The sequence below is a fragment of the Paenibacillus sp. CMAA1364 genome, assembly GCF_054373195.1.
Window position 1 is genome coordinate 43478 of sequence record NZ_JBITNB010000002.1, and the last position, 24002, is coordinate 67479.

Sequence of the window (24002 nt, forward strand, 5' to 3'; positions counted from 1 at the left end):
TTAATGGGATGTTCGAGTAGTGATGTACGTGACTATTCGTGCATCCTCTTTTTGAATATATAGATATATTTGGAACAAATGTAACAATGCTGCGTATTAATTAATATGAACATACAATTCTGACAGGAGGATGCATGTATGGATGCACTATATTTAGGCTGTCTGGTAGGAGGTGTATTATTTGCCTTAGTGAGTGTTGTACTAGGAGATATACTTAGCGATATGCTTGATGGCATGCTTGATTTCATGTCGGTCGATTTCTTGAAACCAATGGTCATAACGAGTGCGATAACGGTATTCGGGGGATCCGGAATATTACTATCACGCTATTCAGATCTCGGCAGTATGACCAATATGCTGCTTTCCATTTTGATTGCAGTATTTATCTCAGTGTTAGTGTTTTATTTGTATGTCAAGCCAATGGAGAATAGTGAGAATTCTACTGGATATTCCATACAGGATTTAATAGGGAGAATTGGCGTGGTTACCATTACGTTGCCTACCCTTGGTTATGGAGAAGTGATGTTAAAGGTAGGAGCGGGGAATGTATTACATATTGCATCTAGTCTTGAAAAAGTAGAAATACCCGCTGGTATACGTGTGGTTATTGTAAAAATAGTGGATGGTGTGTTGCAGGTTACTCAATTTGAAGAGCGAATAGGAGATGATGTCTAATGGAATCTATACCTGATTATTTGTTTATTCCAGCAATCGTTATTGGAGTCATAATTGTACTTGGATTGGCATTCTGGGCTCGTTATAAGACGGTAGGACCAGATGAAGCCATGATTGTAACCGGTTCTTTCTTGGGGAGTAAGAATATATCAGAAGAAGATGGTCGTAGAATAAAAATTATCCGCGGTGGTGGAGCATTCATCCTCCCTGTGTTTCAGCAGTCACAATTCATTTCATTACTTTCACATAAATTAGATGTCTCCACACCAGAAGTATACACAGAACAAGGTGTGCCTGTTATGGCAGACGGTGTTGCTATTATTAAGGTGGGCGGCTCGATTGAAGACGTGGTAACCGCATCTGAACAATTCATTGGTAAGCCAGTGGAATCGCTTAGAAGTGAAGCGCAGGAAGTGCTTGAAGGTCATCTCAGAGCGATCTTGGGTATGATGACTGTAGAAGAAGTGTATAAGAACCGTGACAAATTCGCGCAAGAAGTACAGGGTGTGGCTGCAAGGGATCTTAAGAAAATGGGTCTACAAATAGTCTCCTTCACGATCAAAGACTTGCGTGATAAACATGGTTATTTAGAGGCTTTAGGTAAACCTCGTATTGCTACAGTGAAACGTGATGCAGAAATTGCTGAAGCGGATGCCGTACGTGATGCTCGTATTCAAAAGGCAAATGCGGAAGAACAGGGACAGAAGGCAGAACTATTAAGAGATACGAATATTGCGGAAGCATCGAAAGATAAAGAATTAAAGGTAGCTTCTTTTAAGAAAGAACAAGATACAGCAAAGGCAGAAGCCGATCAAGCCTACCATATCCAAGAGGCGCGTGCTAAACAGACTATGGTTGAAGAGCAGATGCAAGTAGAAATTGTCCGTAAGAATCGTGAGATTGACCTACAAGAAAAGGAAATATTAGTACGCCAAATGCAATACGATGCGGATGTGAAGAAAAAGGCAGATGCTGATCGGTATTCTGTTGAGATCGGCGCAGAAGCAGATAAAGCTCGTAGAATGCTTGAAGCAGATGCTATGCAGTATTCCATTGAGACACAGGCCAAAGCATCTGCAACGCAGAAGCGGTTGGATGGTGAGGCAATGGCAGACTCTGAACGTGCACGAGGAAGTGCGGATGCAGATGTGATCCGTCTTAAAGGTCTTGCGGAAGCAGAAGCGAAAGAGAAGTTGGCGCAAGCATTCCAAATGTATGGAGAAGCGGCCATATTAGATATTGTCATGAAAATGTTGCCTGAACTTGCGGGTAAGATTGCACAACCGTTGTCTTCCATTGATTCACTAACCGTAGTGGATACAGGTAAGGGTGAAGGTGCCGCTCGTGTAAGTAATTACGTAACTGAACTGATGGCTACGGCACCAACGATGTTGAAGAATGTCTCGGGGCTTGATATTGAGAAATTGATTAAAGGGTTTACGCAGAAGAATACGGTTGTTCAACCATCTGCTCCATTGTCAGGGTTAGAAATCGTAAGTAATGATAAACCGTTGAAAGAAGAACCTATGTTAAGGAATACAAGCGAAGAATAACTCGTCTGATGATTTAATTGAAGAATCCATACCCTATCTATGGGGTATGGATTTTTAATATGTGGATATAAGGTAAGAATAATGAAGAAAGTTCTAACATTACAGTCCGTGATCACATATGATAAATAAAACATATGGTTTGGTTTGTCGTTAGACACTCACAATGACATACAATGGTGGTGAAATTACATGGTCAACATATCAATGATTTACGATGGTGGAGATTTGGGATGTTGCTATGCTCCTAATGGAAGCATATTTAAAATATGGGCACCTACAGCACTGCGTGTATCTTTAGTGATATATCAAGATGATGGTCATTATAATCAGTTGGGTCAAGTGGAACAATATAATGACGGTATGGAGATCGTAATGTGTATAGATCAAGATGGGGTGTGGTCAACATACCGTCTCGGTGATTTGAATGGTATGTATTACATGTATAAAACAGAGTTCGAAGATAAGACCATTCATTATGTTGTGGATCCATATGCAAAAGCGGTCTCTGCTAACGGAAAAAGAACAGCAATTGTTGATATTCAATCTACAGATCCTCCTGGCTGGAAAGAAGATGTAAGACCACCCTTGTGTCATCCAACGGATAGCATCATTTATGAACTACATGTCCGTGATTTCTCGATACATTCAGATTCAGGTATACTTCAAAAAAGTGGATATAAGGCTTTTACAGAAATTGGGGTAAAAGATGCCAACGGGAACAAGCTTGGAATTGATCATCTAGAGGAGTTAGGTATAACACATGTTCAATTGATGCCTATATTTGATTATAAAACAGTAGATGAGTTGAACAGAGAACCTCTCGATGGCCTCACCTTAGAATATAATTGGGGATATGATCCTCAGAATTATAATGTGCCGGAAGGATCATATGCCACCAATGCAAGTGACCCAACGATCCGAATAATTGAACTCAAGGAAATGGTTCAAGCTTTGCACGCAAAAGGCATACGAGTCATTATGGATGTTGTTTATAACCATACTTATACCATCAAAGATGGTCCATTTGAGCACGTTGTACCTGGTTACTTCTACAGAGTAGATAGCTCTGGTAAGTATTCGGATGGATCAGGTGTGGGCAATGAGCTTGCTACAGAACGTCCGATGGTACGGAAATATATTAAGGATTCATTACGATATTGGGCCGAGGAATACCATATCGATGGATTTCGATTTGATCTTATGGGTCTGATAGATACACAGACGATGAAGGAAATTGCTCAAGAGCTACATGAAGAAGTGGATCACAGTCTCTTAATCTATGGAGAACCATGGACTGGTGGGTTCTCACCACTTATAGAGCAGACTCTAAAAGGAACACAAAAAGGTACAGCCATCTCCGTGTTTAATGATAACTTTCGTAGCGCAATTAAAGGAGATAGTGACGGAGTAGGACGCGGGTTCGCCACAGGAGAGTGCGGTAAGGAATGGTTAGTATGGAAAGGCGTATGCGGATCGATTCATGATTTCACAGAATCACCGAAGGAGACAATCAACTACGTAACTGTGCATGATAACTTGAATTTATGGGATAAAATCTTAATGACACAAGGGTTATTACAGGATGCGGGATTGTTATATAATTTCGGGGGGTTATCTGGCGACAGCATGGAAGTGAAATCTACTATGGTTGCCAACCCATACCAAAGTGTAAATTTACTTGAGCCTTTGACAAGTGATACGGTCCGTCGAAGCATTCTTGCTAATGCGATTGTATTAACATCACAAGGGATTCCATTAATTCATGCAGGGGATGAGATACTTCGTTCTAAATTTGGTGATTATAATAGTTACCAAAGTGGGGATTGGATCAATGCCATCCGTTGGGATAATAAGCGTAAATTTCAACCGGTATTTGATTATTATCGAGGTCTGATTGAGCTGCGAAGGAAACATCCTGCATTTCGTATGCATACAAGGGTGCAAGTTGAGAAGCATAGCCAAATGTTAGCATGCAGTCATAACATCGTTGCATATCAGCTGAAGGATTATGCGAATGAAGATACATGGAGAAATATTGTGGTTATCTATAACGCTAACATGGAATCAGTTGAAGTTAGGATTCCAGAGATTAAAGAGGGCTGGAATATAACGGTCAATGACAAAATAGCTGGAACGACATCATTAGGTAGGATCATGGGGCATGCTGTGCTGGTTCCAAGAATATCGATGATGATATTGCATGAGAAATGAAATGACTATAAGTTCAAAGAAAAACACGGCAGACTAAGTATTGAACTTAGTTCGCCGTGTTTTTTTTGATAATTCCTAAAGGTGAGCCTAAAGGGAGAAAGGCTCGTCCGAAATGAGCATTTAGAACGGATGCACCACAACCATATAGAGATACGATGGCAATTCCCATTTCAGCGTAAGCTGCAAGGGTATGAAATACATGACTTGCTATTCCAAAAGCATCGAACGTTAATCCTAGGAATAGGATATCAATTAACACAAAAATCGTGAAAAGGACTTTATGTGTCTCCATAGCACCAATAGTCATAAATAATGTGAATACGAGATAACCTAGAAAAGCAAAGCCTAACTGTTTACCATCGATGTCAGCCGCGAGTAGCGGACCGAATACACCTAGTTTCATTAACCAGCTACTAGCAACGCCAAGCCAGAAAAGACCGTATGCGCCAAAAGCAGTCATACCAAAGGTGTTGTTATGCTTGGCATCTTGAACACAAGCGAACAGTTGTGCAAAAGCTCCAAGAAAAATAGCCCATGGAATAATATAGCTGAACCCTGATGTCAGTCCAAGCTTCTGTGTCGATGCAACAAGTGTTACGATAGCCAGACCAAATAGGCCTATCCCACTAGGATCTGCTGTAATAATTTGTACGGATTGTTTTGCTTGAAGTGACATGGTTGCCTCCAAATAAATGATAATAGTGTGCGTGATCGTTTTACAGAAATCCTGAACAACCTTCGATATCATATCATAGTCACAGCATACTTGCACTTAGAGTAACTGGTTTCAAATGCTACAAATTTGTGACAACCAGAACTATTACATAGATAACAATCATTGGAATAAGAGAGATATGTTTCATTTTATGATAGTATGGGTAATAGTTAGGAATGCCTGTAATTTGGCGTGTAACAATACATTCTATAATTGGAGGAATAATAATGACATTACTAGAACTTACAGCAGAAAGAAGATTGGAGAATGCTTCACCATCTGTAATCAGCAATTTAAGAGCAAGCGGGAGGGTTCCTGCTATTGTATATGGTTTGAATAAAGAGGCAATTTCAGTTCATGTAGAAGGTAAAGAATTAATGAGAGTTGCTCGTACAGGCCGTTCTGAGATGTTCAAATTACATGTTGAAGGTATGAAGGATCTTGCCGTTATTATAAAAGATTATCAAAAGAAATTTGATAAGTGGACACATGTAGACTTCTTGCGAATTTCAGAGACAGAGCCTCTTCGAATTGCGATATCTATTGATTTCATAGGTATTGCAGCAGGTAGTAAGTTTGGCGGAGTTGTTCAGAACTTAGTAACAGAATTGGAAGTAGAGGGATTGCCAGCAGATTTACCATCTACGATTGATATCGACATCTCGAAGCTCGAGATCGGTGACAAGCTTATGGCATCTGATGTGAAGCTGCCGAAGGGCATTACATTAGTCCCAACAAGTGAAGATCTATTACTCGCGTTAGTTGCAGCACCACGTGTTGCGATTGAAGGAGAAGAAGTGCAAGAGGTTGAGGCGCAAGTAGCAAAGTAATCATAAGTGGTTTATTATAAATTGTAGTATAACGTACCCCTGGCTATTACAGCTGGGGGTATATTGTATTCACTAGTGTTCAAAAAAAATGGATTTCAGTCTATTTTCTGTATATAATGAATTACAGAGTATCGTATATTTAATCTGTTCGGCCATAATCAATAGGAGGTACTTATGACACAAATTACAATTGGAATTGTAGGGTATGGTAATTTAGGTAAAGGGATAGAAAAAGCTATTTCGCAAAATCCAGATATGAAGCTAGAGGCTGTATTTACTCGTCGTGATCCGCAGGGTGTAAATGCAAGCGTTCCAGTTCTTCAGATTTCAGAAGCAGAGAAATACAAAGGAATTATTGACGTCATGATTCTATGTGGTGGATCTGCTAAAGATTTACCTGAGCAAGGTCCTTATTTCGCAAAGATGTTCAATACGGTTGATAGTTTCGATACACATGCGTTAATTCCTGATTATTTCGCAACTGTAGATGCTGTATCTATGGAGAATGGGCATGTAAATGTCATATCAACGGGTTGGGATCCAGGATTATTCTCCTTAAATCGGATGTTGGCTGAAGCGATATTACCTGATGGTAAAGAATATACGTTCTGGGGACGTGGCGTTAGCCAAGGTCATTCAGATGCCGTTCGTCGAGTAGATGGTGTGAAGAATGGTATTCAATATACGATTCCTGTGGATGCTGCTTTAGAGAAAGTGCGCGCTGGTGAGAATCCGCAACTATCTATTCGTGACAAACATGTACGGGATTGTTACATTGTAGCTGAAGAAGGTGCTGACCGCTCACGTATTAAAAAGGAAATCATCGAGATGCCTAACTATTTCGCTGATTATGATACAACGGTCACGTTCATTACGGAAGAAGAGTTGCAAGACAAGCACGCAACGATGCCACACGGAGGAAATGTATTTCGCAGTGGTCGGACAGGCGACAATAATACACAAATTATTGAATTTGGTCTGAAACTTGATAGTAATCCTGAATTTACAGCTAGTGTTCTAGTAGCGTATGCTCGTGCAGCTTATAAACTTGCGAAACTTGGTCAGGCGGGTGCAAAAACGGTATTTGATATTCCTTTTGGCCTATTGTCACCGAAATCTGCTGAACAATTACGTAAAGAATTACTATAGTATCTCCTTGTATTCTTCAGTGATGAGCATGATTAAGATTTGAAATAAAAGAAGATCCCAAGTCATGATCATGACTTGGGATCTTCCTTTATTATGATGTGCACACATTAATCTGTAGAGGCTGCAATACTATAGGAACATTTGGTTCCACCCTCAGACAAGCATTCGGTTCGTTCCACATCAACTTGTAATAGGGATTTGAATAAATCCAACTCACAGCGACAAGCATGTTGATATTGATTAGCGACTTGAGAGATTGGACAATTATGTTCTTTAATAACATAAGTCCCATCTTCTAATGCTTCATATTCCGCCATATACCCATTCTCATTCTGAATTTGTGTAAGTTTAACCACTCGTTCAGAAATGGTAAGACCGCTCATACTGCTCTCATATTTCTGCTCAAGTGTAGCCATACGTCGTTCAAATAGAATATCAATCATTCCTTGACCTGATTCAGATTCAAGTTCACCGAGTAAATCAATCGCTAAGTTATGATAAGTCTTTGGAAAGAAACCTTCTGCTAATTCGCTCAACCGATAGACTGCTGTTGGTCTACCCATAGATTGACGAATCATGTTGTATTGAATATACCCGTCTCGCTCAAGTGTACCCAAATGTCGACGAACTGCCATTTCAGTAATGTTGAGTTCGTTCGTAATGTCTTTTGCTGTTAAAGGTGCCTTTGTCTTCAACATGTGAACAATTTGGTCTCGCGTGGAGAGTTCAGCTGGCTTATTCATTGGAGACCTCCATCATTAAGCTTGTTTGTGTAGCATATCCTGAGCATGTTCCTCACAGGCATCCGTACAGAATCCATGATGCAATTCCTCGCACGCTTCACAACAGATGTGTTTGGCGTGACATAATGTATAACCGCAGTTAATGTAACGATCTTCGGAATTGCCACAATGATGACAATGTGCCACTACAATATCTTCATCCGTATGATTAATGGGCACAGATATACGTTCATCGAACACATAACATTTGCCATCAAAGAGTCGACCTTGTACTTCTGGGTCTTTACCATACGTGACAATGCCGCCATCCAACTGGGCTACATCGTTAAATCCTTCATCCATTAGAAATCCAGTCAACTTTTCACAACGAATGCCACCCGTACAATAAGTTAGTACTTTCTTATCCTTATAATCGTGCAAGTTATTTCTAATCCACTCAGGGAACTCTCGAAAGGATTCTACATCAGGACGAATGGCATTACGGAAGTGACCAATCTGATATTCATAATCATTCCTTCCATCGATTACAAGAACATCTTCCTGCTGAAGTTGTTCATGAAATTCAACAGGAGATAATCTTTTGCCGCTATATACATTAGGGTCCAAATGTTTCTCATATCGCAAAGTTACTAGTTCCGCTTTATGTCTGACAAACATCTTTTTGAATGCATGTTCATGGGATGCATCTATTTTAAAAATCATATCGGAGAATAAAGGGTTATCATGCATATCCTTCATATACTGTTGTGTTTGTTCAACTGTTCCAGATAGCGTGCCGTTAATACCTTCCGATGCAACGATAATTCTACCTTTGACACCAAGCGTCTTACAATATTCCAAATGCCCTGCTGTAAATTGCTCAGGATCAGGAATAGTTACAAATTTATAATACAATAATATGTTGTACTCAAGTTGTTCTTGGGACATGATCGACTCACCTTGCCTATTAAATTTTTGTTCTACTTATTGTAGATGACGTATACCTACTTAGTCAATATAGAAGTATATTAAGTCTACAAATACATCTATCGTTATCTAAGGATGCTCGTGAATAGGTTGTCGTGATATTGTATATGTATTGTCGTATAGTTCTACTTAAAAAGTGTTCTATTATATGATACTTTATAGGTGGGTGTCAGAATAATATATATTGGAGGTCAAGACAAATGAGTATTAGAATCGGTATGATCAGTTATTGGCATGTCCACGCTTGGGATTATACGAAACAAGCACAGGAGCATGATGATACGGTTATTGTTGCAGTCTGGGATGAAGATGCTAAGCGTGGGATGGAAGTTGCTAAAAGCTTATCCGTTCCCTATTTCGAATCGCTGTATGACATGCTAGCGCAAGATGATCTTGATGGCGTTATTGTGAATGCTCCTACCAATTTACATAGAGATATTATGGTTGCTTGTGCTAAGGCAGGGAAGCATATTTTTACAGAGAAGGTTATAGCGCCTACGTTAAAAGAAGTAAATGAGATTATCTCGGAAGTAGACAACAATCAAGTGAAGTTAACCGTCTCGTTACCTCGTCTAAATGATGGGTACACATTATCTATTCAAGATGTGTTAAATAAAGAATTGCTTGGTAAGGTTACTTATGTAAGGGTTCGATTATCTCATAATGGGGCTATTGCGGACTGGTTACCTCAACATTTCTATCATATGGATCAATGTTTAGGTGGTGCGCTTATAGACCTTGGTTGTCATCCCATGTATCTTACAAAGCTTTTCCTAGATCAAGAAGTAACAGGGGTAAGTGCGAACTATGGCTATGTAACGGGTAGGGAAGTTGAAGATAATGCGGTCGTGACTTTATTTACAAAATCAGGGGCGATCGGTGTCGTTGAGGCTGGATTTGTGAATAGTCATTCACCATTTACAATAGAAGTCCACGGTACGGAAGGAACGCTATTATATGGAACGCCAGAAGAGAAGCTTCTTCTTAGAACGAATAAAGTAGCTGAACAAGCCGATCAATGGACAGAAATTAGCTTACAGAACAATCGAGATAGTTCCTTCCATCAGTGGGTGGATCATATTCAGAAGAATACAACGGCTGTTGAGAACATTCAAAGGGCTGTTGAGTTGACAAGATTAGTGGAAATGGCGAATCAATCTGCTTCAGAAGGACGGGTTATTACGTCAGACGAATGAAGTTCGTAGTGCGTTTAGGAGGATTTAACATTGGCTAAGTTTCCCTTTGAGGTTATGTTTGAGAGACAAGACATTCTTGAAAGACTGGATATATCTATCCCTTGGGGTCATTATGAGATTCGAGTTCTACGATTTCATTTAACATCATTTCCACCTGGGAGAATTATAGATTTCCATAATCATTCAGAATTCGAATTCCATTGTATACCAAGGGGTAAAGGGGTAGTCATACTCGAAGATCACATGCATCCCTTATCTGAGGGTATGCTGTATGTGACGGGACCGGGGATAATGCATTACCAAGAGGCTAGTTCAGAAGAATCTATGGAAGAATTATGTCTTCATCTTGATATTGAGCAGAAATATAGGGATAACGTGGATCCTTGGGAGATAGCAGAAGCGGACGAAACGATGCAGAAGCTGAATGAGATACCATTAGTTCCTTCACATGATTATCATCAAGCGATGAAGTGTTTTCTTGAAGCGTATTCATTATGCGAAGGCAAATATGCCGGTTACTATACCTCAATTAAACATCTGGTGATAGACATTCTATTAAAGGTAGTCAGAGCCTATGATACGGGAGGAATAGGAACGCAAGCCCCTGTTCGAGATATGCTGAGTTATCGATATGAATTCGCCATTCAATATATGGAAGCCAATCACTCCACTATCGTTACACTGGAGAATGTAGCTGAGAAGCTTAATCTTAGTTCTAGACAGCTACAAAGGGTGTTTAATCAAGTGAATCCGACACAAACATTCAGTCGAACCTTGGAAGACATTCGATTGCAGGCTGTCTGTAAAAGGCTTGAGGAGACGTCTTTATCCATTGAGCAAATCGCGCAAGCCGAAGGTTTTACCAATGCAAATTATTTGCATACCGTGTTTCGAAAGCGTATAGGTAAGACTCCAGCGTCCTATCGAAATGAAATCAAACAAATGAAAAGTGAGGATGATATATCATGAGTACAATGTATCGTGTAGGAATTATTGGTTGTGGTGGAATTGCCAACGGAAAGCATTTGCCAAGTTTAAGTAAATTGAAGAATGTTGAGCTTGTTGCATTTTGCGACATTGTAGAGGAACGTGCGGTTGAGGCATCTGAGAAATACGGAGTAGATGGTGCAAAAGTCTACGTGAATTATACAGAATTATTGAAAGATCAATCCATTGATATTATACATGTACTTACACCTAATATTTCACATGCGGAAATCTCTATTGCGTCTATGGAAGCGGGCAAACATGTCATGTGTGAGAAGCCTATGGCCAAGACGGCTGCTGAGGCACAAAGTATGGTTGAAGCTGCGAAACGGACAGGGAAGAAACTCACGATTGGCTATAATAATAGATTTAGAGAAGATAGCCTTTTCATGAAAAAAACTTGTGAAGCTGGAGAACTTGGTCATATTTATTATGCCAAAGCACATGCTATTAGAAGAAGAGCTGTACCGACATGGGGGGTATTCCTTGACGAAGAGAAGCAAGGTGGCGGACCACTAATTGATATTGGAACACATGCGCTTGATCTAACACTCTGGATGATGGATAACTATAAGCCAAAGGTTGTTCTAGGCACGAAATATCATGAACTTTCTCAGAAGGAAAATGCTGCGAACGCATGGGGCCCTTGGGATCCAGAGAAATTTAAAGTGGAAGATTCGGCATTCGGGATGATTGTTATGGAGAACGGTGCAACAATCATGTTGGAATCAAGTTGGGCGCTCAATTCACTTGATGTGGATGAAGCGAAATGTAGCTTAAGTGGGACTGAAGCAGGCGCGGATATGAAGAATGGACTTAGAATAAACGGAGAGTCGCATAGTCGTTTATATACGAATGAAATTGAATTGAGTGCAGGTGGAGTAGCATTCTATGACGGACATGCGGAGAGTGATTCAGATGTAGAAGCAAGACTATGGATTGAAGCTATTGATCAGGATAAGGATCCGGTAGTAACGCCTGAACAGGCTTATGTTGTTTCTCAAATTCTAGAGGCTATTTACGAATCTGCCCGAACAGGTAAGGCTGTATACTTGAATTAAGTCATTCATAATCTGTTATCAGTAAGTCAGATGAAATCAGGGTCAGCCCTAATATCATCTGGCTTATTTATGATGCTAAGTAGCGATGAAATGTAATATGATAGTTGTAGTATCACACATGGATTAAATATACAGTAAGAGGTGATGAACATGGGTTTCTTGAATGGGTTGCTAGGAAATGCTTCTCAAGTAGATTTACAATCCGTTCAGAAGGAATATTCTCAGATTTTAGCTTCACAAGAAGTCATTGAAAGAGCGTATAAACTTGTGCGCGATATGTTTATTTTTACAGATAAACGATTAATTCTAATCGACAAACAAGGGATCACGGGCAAGAAGATGGAGTATCATTCTATACCCTACAAGAGTATCTCACATTATGCGGTTGAGACAGCAGGTCATTTCGATCTGGATGCTGAGCTTAAAATTTATATCTCTAGTAGTAACATTCCTATTGTGAAGACATTTAATAAGAATGTTAATATCTATGAGGTGCAAAGCGTTCTATCACAATATGTTTTGAAATAAATGTAGAAATGTATGACTATAAGGTGTGTTCTAAAAAAGTTCAGTTATCTAGGACACACCTATTCTCTTCTAGGCGGGGTATAATTTTCGATTATATTGAATAAGTATTGCCATTAGTTATTGCTTATTCAATAAAAATCTACTATGATGTTCTCAAGTCGCAAACCAAAAGTTAAAGCGCTTTAACTTTTGGTTGAAAGGAATCTATTGCAAGGGGAAATAATCATGAAGGCAAGTATTTTTGATGTGGCTAAAAAATCAGGATTATCTGTTGTAACCGTTTCTCGCGTGTTAAACGGTGCGACGTCTGTACGCGAAAAGAATCGCCAAAAGGTACTTGATACGATGAAAGAGTTAGATTATCGACCGAATGCTTCTGCTCGTAGCCTTGCACGTGGGAAGACCGGCATTATTGGTATTATTGTGACAACGTTGCAAGATTCATTCTTTGATGCGGTAGTGAAAGAACTTAACGATGTATTTGCCATGTATGGTTATTATCTTGCGATCTCTGTATCAACGGGTACGAGTCTCGATGGAGATCATTACCTCATTCAGGAGGATCGAGTTGATGGTGTCATTCTTCTCTCACCTGTAGATGAGGGACGCTACGTTCAAGAATTGAAAAAACGTAATATTCCCTATGTACTGATTGATAATCAAGAGCCTGAGAATGATGAATTCTCCGTGACTATCAATAATTTCAAAGGAGGATATGCAGCTACTAGACATTTGCTTGATCTTGGTCATACATCAATAGCACATTTGTGCGGAAGTGAGCTGTTCAGGAGTACGCATGAACGGCGGAATGGTTTTCTGCAAGCATTACGGGAAGAAGGTCTGACACCGTTTGAAATGGCCTATGGTAATTTCGAGATTAAGTTCGGTTATGAGACGTGTAGTAAGTGGATAAGAGATGGTGTTCTACCTTCTGCAACATTCGCTGGTGATGATCATATCGCGCTTGGTGTTATTAACGCTTTGATGGAAGCGGGGATTGCTGTTCCACAGCGAATGTCAATCATCGGATATGATGATCAATATATAGCGTCACAATTGCAGCCACCTCTAACAACCATCCGCCAGCCTGCAGATCAGATTGGTGTGGCTGCGGCTAATATGTTGCTCAAACGCATCGATGGTTGGGTGAATAGCACAACTGGCATCCAAGTGGATCCTGAATTAATCGTAAGGAAGTCTACGTCCTCAATCGGACTGATAGTGAAATGAGTAATTTCACAAGAATGAAGGGTCTGAATAACTATCTATGAAAGGGTTGAATATCCTTGTCTTACTATTTAGGAGTTGATGGTGGGGGTACGAAAACGTATGCCCTCCTCACAGACGAGTATGGAAACGTGCTTGGTAAAGGGAAGAGTGGTAATGGTAATCACCAGATGAACGTGATGGTAGCGGAGAACAGTATCGAAGAGGCGACACGCATGGCGATGTTGGAGGCTGGAATTGAACTTAGTGATATCTCACATGCTTACTTTGGTCTTGCGGGTGCAGACCGCGAAGCGGACTATATGATTCTACATCCATTGATTCGCAATATTGGCTTCACGAAGTATACCATTAACTGCGATACCATGATTGGTCTACGTGCAGGAACGAATAAACCATTTGGCATATCTATTATTTGTGGAACTGGAACGAATGCAGCAGGGAGAAACTCCCATGGTGTTGAGTATCAGTGTGGTGGATTTAGTTATATGTACGGTGATTTCGGTGGTGGTGGATCTTTGAATATTGAGGTGTTCCGCTCTGTTATTCGTGCATGGGATGGTAGGGAGCAACCAACCCTTCTAACCCAACTATTACTGCAACATCTTGGCTATGAGACCGTGGAAGAAATGTTCAATGATTATCAGGATCATCATAAGAGGGATGTGCCCGTGGATGTTAGCCGATTATTATTCGAAGCAGCAGCTCAAGAAGATGCAGTAGCATTAGAGATTCTAAATCATCAAGGTGTAGAACTTGGAAAGTCTGCTGTCGCTATCGTACGTAAACTATCTATGTCATCAGATATATTCGACGTTGTCCTTGTGGGGAGTCTGCTAACAAGGGGCGATCGCGGGTGGATCCGTGGTCCGATAGAGAGCGCATTACGAACGGTTGCGCCACAGGCATCTGTGGTGACACTAACGACAGAACCTGTTGTAGGTGCTTTGTGGTCTGCAATGGAAGTAGACGGACTTACGATTAATGTAGAAGTATATGAAAGAATGCGGTATTTTACTGATTTCGAAGCAATCCAATAAATGAATAGGATGTGGATAAGAATGGAAACGAAGCAAGGATTGAAAATAGCAGTTATCGGTGGCGGGTCTTCCTATACGCCAGAATTAGTCGAGGGATTTATTCTTCATTATGCAGAACTTCCTGTCCGTGAATTATGGCTCGTTGATATCGAATCCGGATTACATAAATTAAATATTGTGGGCAATTTAGCGAAACGTATGGTAGAGAAATCGGGACTTCCCATAGAGGTTCATCTAACGACAGATCGAAGAGCGGCAATTGCTGGAGCTGACTTTGTAAGTACTCAGATGCGAGTAGGTATGTTGGAAGCCCGAGGGCGCGATGAATCTATACCATTAAAATACGGCGTCATCGGTCAGGAAACGACGGGTCCGGGAGGGATGATGAAGGCACTGCGAACGATTCCTGTTCTGCTCGATGTCTGCCGTGATATAGAAGAGCTAGCGCCTGATGCTTGGCTACTTAATTTCACCAATCCTGCTGGTATGGTAACGGAAGCTATTCTTAAGTATTCTAACGTCAGAAGCATTGGATTGTGTAATGCCCCCATCGGTCTAATTAAACAGACCTCAAAGAAGTATGACGTTGATCCGAGCCGTGTCTATGCAGAATTTGTCGGGTTGAATCATCTTCATTGGATTACCCGTATTGAAGTCGATGGTGAAGATAAATTAGACGAGATGTTGGCGGATACAGCTGGATATAGTGCTAAGAACGTACCGGCGTGTGAATGGAATCCAGAATTCCTACAGTCACTACAAGCCTTGCCTTCCTATTATCTAAAGTATTTCTACATGATGGATGAAATGCTGAAAGAGCAATTGGAATCGGTAAAGAGTGGCGGTAACCGTGCAGAAGTTGTTAAACGCGTGGAGGAAGAACTATTTGAGCTATACAAGGATCCTGAACTACAAGACAAACCAAAACAATTGGAGCAACGTGGTGGAGCCTATTATTCTGAAGCGGCTGTGAACCTCATGATATCACTTTACAATGGTACGAATGATATTCAGACACTTAATGTGGCGAATAACGGTATTATTAACTTTTTACCAGACGATGCTAGCATTGAAGTCAATTGTGTTGTGACAAAGAATGGTCCGATACCACTTCAACTCACGAAGATTCCGCATGCTGCTGTAGGATTGATCCATGCTGTCAAGACCTACGAGCAACTTGCCATAGAAGCAGCTGTAACAGGAGACCGAGGTTTGGCGATCCAAGCGATGGCACATCATCCACTTGTCCCGACTGTGCAAATAGCTATTGATATGCTAGATGAGATGCTAGAAGCGAATAAACAATACTTGCCGCTCTTCTTTTCCTAAGACTAGCAATGTTAAGCCCTTGAATTTCATGATATAATACAGTAATTCTAAGTCGGAGAGGAACTATCATGATGAATTTATTGTATAAGGGAAAGACCAAAGATGTATTTGAATTAGATAATGGTCATTATTTGCTTCAATTTAAAGATGATGTAACGGGAGAGAATGGGGTTTTCGATCCTGGAGCGAACACCGTTGGTCTTGTGATGGAAGGGGCAGGTCGTGCAGGCCTTACTCTTACGAAATTTTTCTTCGAGAAATTAAGAGAAGCCGGAATTCCAACACATTATATCGATGCTAATATTGATGAAGCGACAATGACGGTGAAGCCAGCGACCGTTTTTGGCAAAGGACTTGAAGTGATTTGTCGTTACAGAGCTGTGGGCAGCTTCTTACGCCGTTATGGTCTATATGCGCAAGAGGGACAGCCTTTAGATGGATTCGTTGAAGTAACACTGAAAGACGATGACCGCTTAGACCCGCCAATTAGCAAAGATGCGCTTGATATGTTAGGCATACTTTCAGCGGATGAGTATAACACTTTGAAACATCTCACGAAGCAAATCAGTGATGTCATCAAGGCAGAGATGAATCATAAAGGTATTGAATTATACGACATTAAGCTGGAATTCGGTAGAGTAGGTGAAGATAAACAAATTGTCCTCATCGATGAAATCTCTGGTGGAAATATGAGAGCTTATAAAGATGGAAAATATATTAAGCCGTTGGATTTAGAGAAAATGATGTTAGAAGGCAACTAAAACTATGGGTGCGAGTTCAAAGAGTGTTTGTTTGAATTACCTCTACAAATGAATCTAGGGGCACCCTATATGGGTGTCCTTATATTTAAAGATCTAAGAAAATGTAAGTTCTTGTGGATACCGTGGCTGATTAGGGCTACGAGATTACTTCGAAGTCGAAGTACAGCAATTAGGAATGTAATAGTTGCATGAATGGTACTTATATCGGTGGAAAAGGTTGTTGGAAGGGAAGTAGTTGCATAAAGGGCACTTAAAAGTAGGCATAACGGGGAAAAGCGGGCTATCTAGTAATATAGATACCAGTTATGCAACTAAAAGGCGCAACTATGGGTATCGTAGGGAAATAAGTGCTCTCTTTACATCTATTTAGGCGGAGTTGGAGGAATCTACGAAGTAATATCTTGGAAAATACCTATCTGATCACAATAGTAACTTTCCGCACCAAGGATGTCGTAAGGTGTTTTTCTTAGGACGAGTGGCACTTATGCTAAATTATTTTTAGAAGGGACGTAATAGGATGACTTATAAAATGGTAGTACTGGATTTGGATGATACGTTGCTCCAGGATGATCATACGATCTCACCACGCACAAAGAAAGCGTTGATGGATGCACAGGAAATAGGAGTCAAAGTTGTCCTAGCTTCTGGTCGACCAACCTTTGCCATGACACATATTGCTGAGGAATTGGAACTTGAGAAATATGGTAGTTTCATTCTATCCTTTAATGGGGCAAAGATTACAAATTGGGAAACTAAGGTCGAACTGTTCAACAGTATGCTACCAGCAGACACGGCGCATGAACTATACAACATTAGTAAACAAGAAGAAGTGTGGATTCATACCTATGTGGGTGACGATATCGTAACGGCAGCAAATAACGAGTATACGGACATCGAAGGACAAATTACCGGTATGCCCATTATAGAACGAGAAGACTTCATCGAAGCGATCCAAGGTCCAGTGGTTAAAGTATTGATGGTAGGTGCACCTGAACGATTGATGACACTGGAGAAAAAAATGCAACAACAGCTGGAAGGTCGATTAACCGTGGTAACGTCGAAACCCTATTTCTTAGAGTTCACGGAAGCGGGTGTCGATAAAGGAACAAGCTTGCATCAGCTAATTACCAAACTAGGCATGACACAAGAAGAAGTGATTGCGATAGGAGATGGTTACAACGATCTAGCGATGATTAAATTTGCTGGACTTGGTGTAGCGATGGGCAATGCACCTGACGACATCAAAGCCATCGCCGATTATGTAGCCGATACGAATATGGAAGATGGCGTGGCCAAAGTTGTGGAATCTTTTATTCTTAATCAAGTTGAAGTAATGAAATAGATAGAAACGCATAGCACACATCCATTTTTCATTGATGTGTGCTATTGTGCTACATATTGGGTATAACATGTATAAGAAGATGAATATAGCAGATGGGATTAATTTTATTTGATAAATAGGAGGCTCCAATGAAACCATTATCCACAGAGAAAGAGTCGGTATGGCAGTTAATTAATAAAGGAAATAAATCGTCTGCGATTGCTATGACAGGTAACTTCATATTGGCGGGGATTAAGACGTTTGCTGCAACATTAAGTGGTAGTGGAACGATGTTTGCATCAGGTATGCATTCACTCGCAGATGCAATAAACCAAGGCTTTGTATTCATAGGCAGTGTTCTTTCAGAGAAAAAGGCTAGTCCACGCTTTCCGACTGGATTTGGTCGAGTCATTAACATTTTCTGCATGATCGCCGTACTTGTTGTTACCATCATGGCTTATGAAACAATATTAGAAGGAATTCATTTAATCCAGCAACCTCAATCTAGTGGCGGATACTTTTGGTTAAGTATAGGTGTACTCATTATTAACATTCTAGTGGACGGTGTAATTCTGTACAAAGCCATGAAAGAAATTCTACATGAAGCTAGGGTGGAGATAAAAGGAATTGGGATCGTCAAGGGTGCATTTCGAAATGTTGGTCGTGCCGCACCCCCAACTAGATTGGTATTCTATGAGGATCTTGTAGCCGTGGCAGGTGCTATTCTTGCACTGATAACGATCGTTATTACCTCTATCGTAGATGCATCTTATTTAGATGGGGTCACTACAATTCTAATTGGTGTACTTATGCTAGGTGTCGTATTTAAAGTGGGCTACGATAATATGATTGGTCTTATTGGTGTCGCAGCACCTAAGGAAATCGAAACAAGAATTGCAAATTTAATACTACAATCCAATCATATCGTAGATATTTATTCCTTACGAATCATCCAAGAAGGTCGTTACTACCATGTGGATGGCTTGATTGAGCTGGAAAAAGGCCTCACCCTTGCTGTAGCAGATGATATTAAATTTGATATCCGTAATCTTGTGTTGAAAGATCCAGACATCGTCGATGTGACATTCGGAATTATTGAGGATGATGATGTACGGCATTGGGTTGGTGTGAAGTAGTACGAACTGATTACTGGAATGAAGTAAGAATAACGGATTGGTATTATGTCATAAATTTAAATGAGGATTTTATTTGTCTACTAAGCTTTGTAGATAGATAATATCCTTTTTTTTACGAATTATTTTTATCCTAAGTTCCAATATTACTGTTCCAAGGTCGTTGATCGTGTGGGAAGTTACAACGGGATGGTCAGCGTGGTTATAAAAGTGGCTAAATGAATAAGAGGGAAAATCTTCAAATTGTCGAATGATACTCTTAATAGATATATAAGTGAGGAGAATTAGAATGATCGATAAAGTTATCCGTATATTTAGTATCATCAACGCTATTCAGGCCAATCCAGGTGTTTCTGCTGCTGACCTTGCATTGAAATGTAACGTGAATATCCGAACCATTTATAGAGATCTCGATATTCTTAGTCACATTGCTCCTGTTACCAATGAAGGCCGGGGTACTGGATACCGTTTCATGGGGAAGTTCTTCATATATCCGCTTAATTTCTCAGAGCAGGAAGCGTTAGCGTTCTCGTTGCTACCATCCGTATTGGATGAAGACAAGCTCCCCCCAGGATTTCATACCGCATACGATAAAGTCATGGCAACGCATTATAAAGAGAAATCTCAGCACAATAGTATCATTGAAGATATAACAAGTATTATCCAAATGGGTACTCCTGCGTATCGGAAGGAAAGCCCTAACTTTCTGCAACCCATTATTCAAGCTATTCTTGATCAGAAGACAATACATACCCTTTACCATACGCAATCCCGTAATGAGACGACTGAGCGCAAAATAGATCCTTACTATCTTATCCCGAGAGATCAACGATTTTATCTCATCGGATTTTGTCATGTAAAGAAAGAAATTCGAACGTTCCGAATCAGTCGATTCTTGAATGTTGAGCTGACAGCGGAGTCATTCGACAAGAGCCAATTCAATATTAAACAACATTTGAAGAATACATGGTCTATTGAACAAGGAAATAAGAATATAGCGTTTAAGGTCCGTTTCAATGCGGAAATTGCAAGATATATCAAGGAAGAAGAGTTGTTTGTTCATCCACGTATGACGGATCAAAGGGATGGCAGCATGATATTTGAAGTTACCGTAAATAACGAAAGAGAGTTCATAAGATGGATTCTTCAGTATGGTTCAGCTGCAGAGATATTGGAGCCGAAGTCTGTGCGTGAATCCTTGAAGGGACAGTTGAACGAATGGATAGGAATGTATCAATGAAGAAGCATGTCTAAATTAAGGACTCTTTATTTAAGATTAAATAGGACGAACAGCTATTCGCTGACGGATAGCTGTCACAAGCTAGTATCATAATGTGGTTAGAGGAAATCGTCAGAAGGAGGATTTAAAATGTTGAATATGGAGATAAAAAGTGAAGCTGAGAAAGATATAACTGCGAGAAAATATCAAATTGGAAAAGACACAAGATTCTATATCCTTATAATGAAGCACACATCTTACCTATACGATGTTAAATTGATTGATAATGACAAAGAGATAGGCAATGCATCTGTAGACGGGAAATTAGACCAAGCAAAGAGAGCTGGAGTATCTATGCTACTTAAGTCTTTTCCTTCGGTAAATATAATGGATATCTCAATGGTTCATTTCAAACATAATCGTCCAAGTGGTAAGCCATGGGAAAAAGAGGATGTAAAAATACTATCTGAATATCTAAATCAGGCTGATAGTCACAATTATTGGAATAAAAACAAATCGCTTGGAGGGAATATTGAATTGATGAACGACAACCCTGCAAAGAACCTTATACTTTACGGTCCTCCGGGAACGGGAAAGACATACGATATAATCAATAAGGCTTTGGAATTACTCGAACCGGAAATAGATCCAGATATGTTGACTAATCCATCTCGGCGACATGAAACTGTAGAATTATATCATCGATTTGTTGATAGTAATCAAGTTGTATTTTGTACATTTCATCAATCTTATAGTTATGAAGATTTCGTGGAAGGCATTCGCTTCGTGCAAGAGACTGCTGGATATGAGGTCCGGGATGGTGTGTTTAAGCGCTTATGCAATGCCGCTAGGGCAGTAGTCAGTGAGAACAAGAAAACTTATGATTTCGATCCGAGTATAACCAAATTTCATAAAATGTCACTCGGTAATACGAAGGATGACGAAGACGATATCTATGATTACTGCATCAACAACAATAAGATTGCATTGGGTTGGGGAAATCAAGTTGATTACACTAACTGCAATAATAAGGGAAATATTCGCGAGCAATATTTTAAACAATCTCAGGATGACAGAGCATTCGGGGTAGATGCGGTTGATCGATTTAAACATGGGATTGATCTCAATGATATTGTTATTATCTCCAGTGGCAATTATAAAGCGAGAGCTATTGGTAAGGTCATTGGTGAATATGAATATGATGAAATGGGTGTGATAGATTATCATCATTTTCGTGCCGTAGAGTGGCTATGGGTTAGTAGTGATGACCTCGATATTGTGCCAGTTGAGCGGATTCTAATTGATAAAATATTTTCACAGCAAACGATTTATATGCTTTCCAACAACATATTAAATATAGATAGCCTACGTGAATTAATAGCAGGAAAGAACGACCAGGGAAGAGGTGAGTCCCAATTCGTTCTCGTAATTGATGAAATAAATCGTGGTAATATATCTAAGATATTTGGAGAGTTAATTACGCTAATAGAACCTGATAAAAGGCAGGGACAAAAAAATGAGATTTCAGTCACGCTACCTTATTCAGGTCAAAAGTTCAGAGTCCCACCTAATGTACATATTCTTGGCACCATGAATACAGCTGACCGCTCGATTGCCCTATTGGATACGGCACTTCGTAGAAGGTTTGATTTTATTGAGATGATGCCGAATTATAACGTGCTTCCAACGGATGTGGATGGGTTGAATGTCCGTCAATTACTTCAAACGATGAATGATCGAATTGAATACTTATATGATCGTGATCATGTGGTGGGACACGCCTACTTTATTACAGAACAGCCTTCATTGGATTATTATATTAGTGTTATGCAACATAAGATTATTCCGTTATTGCAAGAGTATTTTTATGACAATTGGGAATCGATTGCTCTTGTGCTAGGTGGGGCTGGGAATAAGAGTAATGATCAGGATTACCTAATAACCAAGACCAGAACGATGGCCACTCAATTGTTTGCAACGACCTCGGCATTTGCCGATAACGAGAAAATTCGATATAACATTCAACCAACCCCGACACTCAAAGCTTTGAAGAGAATTTACGAACAAAGTGCTAATTCGGATCAGATGGATGATGTGGAATGAATCATTTTATTGTAACGGAATGTTATGGATCACTTCACATATCTGATAGTGAGAATAACGCTATGTCGAGTATGCAGGCAGATGAATTGTTCACTTATGTATCTAGCCATGGACTGGATCAAGATCTAATCCGTATGACCAGACAAAGTGTTACATTCATCAATTATGTAGGGCTTATTCAGTTATCTACATGTTCGATTGAAGTTCTGCCCAAAGTGTCTGGAAACGAGCCATCTCAATCACGTCGAGTACTTCTGCGTATGCTAGAACGAACAGGTTACTTGGATATTCATGAGAGCGAGACTGCACAACTAAATGTCGAGAAAATGAACTTGTTCGAGATTCTTGCACACCTGTATACGGATAAGGTACTCAAGGAGCTATCGCGAGGGGTTATCAAGAAATATATCGAACAACAAGATGAACTGAACACGGTCCGTGGAAAGATCGATACCACTGCTCAAATGAGGCGAGCTCATCTCAAGTCGACTATGGTGAGTTGCACGTATGATGAATTTCATCCGGATCATTCACTTAATATAATTCTCAAAGCAGCATTAAGAAGAATCGTTCTGCTATCCAATCAGATAAATACGCGCAAACGTGCCGGTCATGCGATGATTTATCTGGAGGATGTCACAGACACAATGGATCAGCGATTACTGCGTACGGCAATCCATTTTGATCGAAGCAATCGTAGATTTAAGGCAAGTTACCGACTGGCGATGCTCATTCTATCTCGGTCCGCTCCAACACCACAAATAGGTAGGAATTCTACAAGCTCCATCTTGTTTAAAATGAATGACCTCTTTGAAGGATACATAGCTTATCTAGTCCGAAAGCTGACATCTGAAGTGGTGCTTAAGGATCGATCTCACAAGTTGTTGGTCAAGACGGGTACAGCTGGCCGAGGTGTATTCCAATTGGAACCAGATATATTAATCTGCGATAATATGGACAATCAAATGATTATCGATACGAAATGGAAAATGATAGACAGCTCGTATAGTCGGCATGGTGTGAAACGAGAAGATTTCTACCAGATGTATGCCTACTTGACCCGTTATGAGAATGTCGGAACCGTTATACTTCTCTATCCCCATCATGATGGAATTAATCAAGCACAAGGCGTTCCTCTGGAATCTTGGCATGTGGAGAGTCAACCGGATAAAAGGTTGCTTGTATATTCTGTTGATTACGAGAATGAAAGTTGTGCTCTCAAGGAATTGCAAGATATATTGAAGGAGCAATAGGG

General features: G+C 40.1%; 21 protein-coding genes. 18 read left to right on the plus strand and 3 right to left on the minus strand.

Going from position 1 to position 24002, the window contains the following annotated elements:
- The first annotated feature begins 138 nt into the window (after positions 1–138).
- The 3 genes from ACH8E3_RS02060 (at position 139) to pulA (ending at position 4439) form a co-directional block, all read left to right on the plus strand.
- On the plus strand, positions 139–675 hold the full coding sequence (locus ACH8E3_RS02060) for a protease (RefSeq protein ID WP_458630940.1): 537 nt from the start codon (positions 139–141) through the stop codon (positions 673–675).
- Positions 675–2228: a flotillin family protein gene (locus ACH8E3_RS02065; RefSeq protein WP_458630941.1), complete on the plus strand. Its 1554-nt coding sequence runs from the start codon at positions 675–677 to the stop codon at positions 2226–2228. The genes ACH8E3_RS02060 and ACH8E3_RS02065 overlap by 1 nt, the downstream gene beginning before the upstream one ends.
- Positions 2229–2417: 189 nt before the next feature.
- The gene (gene pulA, locus ACH8E3_RS02070) at positions 2418–4439 is read left to right on the plus strand and encodes a type I pullulanase (protein WP_458630942.1); all 2022 of its coding nucleotides are present in this window, start codon (positions 2418–2420) and stop codon (positions 4437–4439) included.
- A 46-nt stretch (positions 4440–4485) separates the two neighbouring features.
- Here the strand turns inward: pulA and ACH8E3_RS02075 are convergent, their stop codons facing one another.
- A complete protein-coding gene (locus ACH8E3_RS02075) occupies positions 4486–5115 on the minus strand; it encodes an acetate uptake transporter (RefSeq protein ID WP_458630943.1) in 630 nt (209 codons plus the stop codon).
- Positions 5116–5381: 266 nt separating this feature from the next.
- On the opposite strand from ACH8E3_RS02075, the gene ACH8E3_RS02080 reads away from it, so the two are divergent.
- Both ACH8E3_RS02080 and ACH8E3_RS02085 read left to right on the plus strand, forming a co-directional pair.
- A complete protein-coding gene (locus ACH8E3_RS02080) occupies positions 5382–5984 on the plus strand; it encodes a 50S ribosomal protein L25 (RefSeq protein ID WP_458630944.1) in 603 nt (200 codons plus the stop codon).
- 174 nt (positions 5985–6158) lie between these two features.
- Positions 6159–7133 carry a diaminopimelate dehydrogenase gene (locus ACH8E3_RS02085; RefSeq protein ID WP_458630945.1) on the plus strand — a complete coding sequence of 325 codons (975 nt, stop codon included), beginning with the start codon at positions 6159–6161 and terminating at the stop codon, positions 7131–7133.
- Between the two features lie 107 nt (positions 7134–7240).
- Here the strand turns inward: ACH8E3_RS02085 and ACH8E3_RS02090 are convergent, their stop codons facing one another.
- Together ACH8E3_RS02090 and trhO are read right to left on the minus strand one after the other, a co-directional pair.
- Positions 7241–7876, minus strand: coding sequence for a helix-turn-helix transcriptional regulator (locus ACH8E3_RS02090; RefSeq protein WP_458630946.1), 636 nt, complete (start codon positions 7874–7876; stop codon positions 7241–7243).
- A 15-nt stretch (positions 7877–7891) separates the two neighbouring features.
- A complete protein-coding gene (gene trhO, locus ACH8E3_RS02095) occupies positions 7892–8803 on the minus strand; it encodes an oxygen-dependent tRNA uridine(34) hydroxylase TrhO (protein ID WP_458630947.1) in 912 nt (303 codons plus the stop codon).
- Positions 8804–9042: 239 nt separating this feature from the next.
- On the opposite strand from trhO, the gene ACH8E3_RS02100 reads away from it, so the two are divergent.
- The 13 genes from ACH8E3_RS02100 (at position 9043) to ACH8E3_RS02160 (ending at position 24000) form a co-directional block, all read left to right on the plus strand.
- Positions 9043–10038 carry a Gfo/Idh/MocA family protein gene (locus tag ACH8E3_RS02100; protein WP_458630948.1) on the plus strand — a complete coding sequence of 332 codons (996 nt, stop codon included), beginning with the start codon at positions 9043–9045 and terminating at the stop codon, positions 10036–10038.
- 30 nt (positions 10039–10068) lie between these two features.
- Positions 10069–11007, plus strand: a complete 939-nt coding sequence (locus tag ACH8E3_RS02105; RefSeq protein ID WP_458630949.1) for a cupin domain-containing protein — start codon at positions 10069–10071, stop codon at positions 11005–11007.
- Positions 11004–12086, plus strand: a complete 1083-nt coding sequence (locus ACH8E3_RS02110; protein ID WP_458630950.1) for a Gfo/Idh/MocA family protein — start codon at positions 11004–11006, stop codon at positions 12084–12086. Before ACH8E3_RS02105 ends, ACH8E3_RS02110 begins: the two co-directional genes overlap by 4 nt.
- Before the next feature lie 150 nt (positions 12087–12236).
- On the plus strand, positions 12237–12614 hold the full coding sequence (locus ACH8E3_RS02115; protein WP_458630951.1) for a PH domain-containing protein: 378 nt from the start codon (positions 12237–12239) through the stop codon (positions 12612–12614).
- A 225-nt stretch (positions 12615–12839) separates the two neighbouring features.
- Complete coding sequence (locus ACH8E3_RS02120; RefSeq protein ID WP_458630952.1) at positions 12840–13844, plus strand: LacI family DNA-binding transcriptional regulator; 1005 nt, start codon at positions 12840–12842, stop codon at positions 13842–13844.
- Between the two features lie 56 nt (positions 13845–13900).
- The gene (locus tag ACH8E3_RS02125; RefSeq protein WP_458630953.1) at positions 13901–14881 is read left to right on the plus strand and encodes an N-acetylglucosamine kinase; all 981 of its coding nucleotides are present in this window, start codon (positions 13901–13903) and stop codon (positions 14879–14881) included.
- Positions 14882–14902: 21 nt separating this feature from the next.
- Positions 14903–16210, plus strand: a complete 1308-nt coding sequence (locus tag ACH8E3_RS02130; protein ID WP_458630954.1) for a 6-phospho-beta-glucosidase — start codon at positions 14903–14905, stop codon at positions 16208–16210.
- A 71-nt stretch (positions 16211–16281) separates the two neighbouring features.
- Positions 16282–16971, plus strand: a complete 690-nt coding sequence (locus ACH8E3_RS02135; RefSeq protein ID WP_458631178.1) for a phosphoribosylaminoimidazolesuccinocarboxamide synthase — start codon at positions 16282–16284, stop codon at positions 16969–16971.
- Between the two features lie 517 nt (positions 16972–17488).
- Positions 17489–18313 (plus strand): Cof-type HAD-IIB family hydrolase, encoded by an 825-nt coding sequence (locus ACH8E3_RS02140; protein WP_458630955.1) that lies wholly within the window; start codon positions 17489–17491, stop codon positions 18311–18313.
- A 128-nt stretch (positions 18314–18441) separates the two neighbouring features.
- The gene (locus tag ACH8E3_RS02145) at positions 18442–19428 is read left to right on the plus strand and encodes a cation diffusion facilitator family transporter (protein ID WP_458630956.1); all 987 of its coding nucleotides are present in this window, start codon (positions 18442–18444) and stop codon (positions 19426–19428) included.
- A gap of 286 nt (positions 19429–19714) precedes the next feature.
- Positions 19715–20665, plus strand: a complete 951-nt coding sequence (locus ACH8E3_RS02150) for a helix-turn-helix transcriptional regulator (RefSeq protein ID WP_458630957.1) — start codon at positions 19715–19717, stop codon at positions 20663–20665.
- Between the two features lie 129 nt (positions 20666–20794).
- Positions 20795–22747, plus strand: a complete 1953-nt coding sequence (locus ACH8E3_RS02155; protein WP_458630958.1) for an AAA family ATPase — start codon at positions 20795–20797, stop codon at positions 22745–22747.
- Entirely contained in the window at positions 22744–24000 is a 1257-nt protein-coding gene (locus tag ACH8E3_RS02160; RefSeq protein WP_458630959.1) for an McrC family protein, read from the plus strand. Before ACH8E3_RS02155 ends, ACH8E3_RS02160 begins: the two co-directional genes overlap by 4 nt.
- The last annotated feature ends 2 nt before the right edge of the window (positions 24001–24002 follow it).

Excerpts from the sequence above, each read along its gene's own strand:
- ACH8E3_RS02060 (WP_458630940.1), top strand. The coding sequence starts at position 139 with ATGGATGCACTATATTTAGGCTGTCTGGTAGGAGGTGTATTATTTGCC.
- ACH8E3_RS02065 (WP_458630941.1), top strand. The coding sequence starts at position 675 with ATGGAATCTATACCTGATTATTTGTTTATTCCAGCAATCGTTATTGGA.
- pulA (WP_458630942.1), top strand. The coding sequence starts at position 2,418 with ATGGTCAACATATCAATGATTTACGATGGTGGAGATTTGGGATGTTGC.
- ACH8E3_RS02075 (WP_458630943.1), bottom strand. The coding sequence starts at position 5,115 with ATGTCACTTCAAGCAAAACAATCCGTACAAATTATTACAGCAGATCCT.
- ACH8E3_RS02080 (WP_458630944.1), top strand. The coding sequence starts at position 5,382 with ATGACATTACTAGAACTTACAGCAGAAAGAAGATTGGAGAATGCTTCA.
- ACH8E3_RS02085 (WP_458630945.1), top strand. The coding sequence starts at position 6,159 with ATGACACAAATTACAATTGGAATTGTAGGGTATGGTAATTTAGGTAAA.
- ACH8E3_RS02090 (WP_458630946.1), bottom strand. The coding sequence starts at position 7,876 with ATGAATAAGCCAGCTGAACTCTCCACGCGAGACCAAATTGTTCACATG.
- trhO (WP_458630947.1), bottom strand. The coding sequence starts at position 8,803 with ATGTCCCAAGAACAACTTGAGTACAACATATTATTGTATTATAAATTT.
- ACH8E3_RS02100 (WP_458630948.1), top strand. The coding sequence starts at position 9,043 with ATGAGTATTAGAATCGGTATGATCAGTTATTGGCATGTCCACGCTTGG.
- ACH8E3_RS02110 (WP_458630950.1), top strand. The coding sequence starts at position 11,004 with ATGAGTACAATGTATCGTGTAGGAATTATTGGTTGTGGTGGAATTGCC.
- ACH8E3_RS02115 (WP_458630951.1), top strand. The coding sequence starts at position 12,237 with ATGGGTTTCTTGAATGGGTTGCTAGGAAATGCTTCTCAAGTAGATTTA.
- ACH8E3_RS02120 (WP_458630952.1), top strand. The coding sequence starts at position 12,840 with ATGAAGGCAAGTATTTTTGATGTGGCTAAAAAATCAGGATTATCTGTT.
- ACH8E3_RS02130 (WP_458630954.1), top strand. The coding sequence starts at position 14,903 with ATGGAAACGAAGCAAGGATTGAAAATAGCAGTTATCGGTGGCGGGTCT.
- ACH8E3_RS02135 (WP_458631178.1), top strand. The coding sequence starts at position 16,282 with ATGAATTTATTGTATAAGGGAAAGACCAAAGATGTATTTGAATTAGAT.
- ACH8E3_RS02140 (WP_458630955.1), top strand. The coding sequence starts at position 17,489 with ATGACTTATAAAATGGTAGTACTGGATTTGGATGATACGTTGCTCCAG.
- ACH8E3_RS02145 (WP_458630956.1), top strand. The coding sequence starts at position 18,442 with ATGAAACCATTATCCACAGAGAAAGAGTCGGTATGGCAGTTAATTAAT.
- ACH8E3_RS02150 (WP_458630957.1), top strand. The coding sequence starts at position 19,715 with ATGATCGATAAAGTTATCCGTATATTTAGTATCATCAACGCTATTCAG.
- ACH8E3_RS02155 (WP_458630958.1), top strand. The coding sequence starts at position 20,795 with ATGTTGAATATGGAGATAAAAAGTGAAGCTGAGAAAGATATAACTGCG.
- ACH8E3_RS02160 (WP_458630959.1), top strand. The coding sequence starts at position 22,744 with ATGAATCATTTTATTGTAACGGAATGTTATGGATCACTTCACATATCT.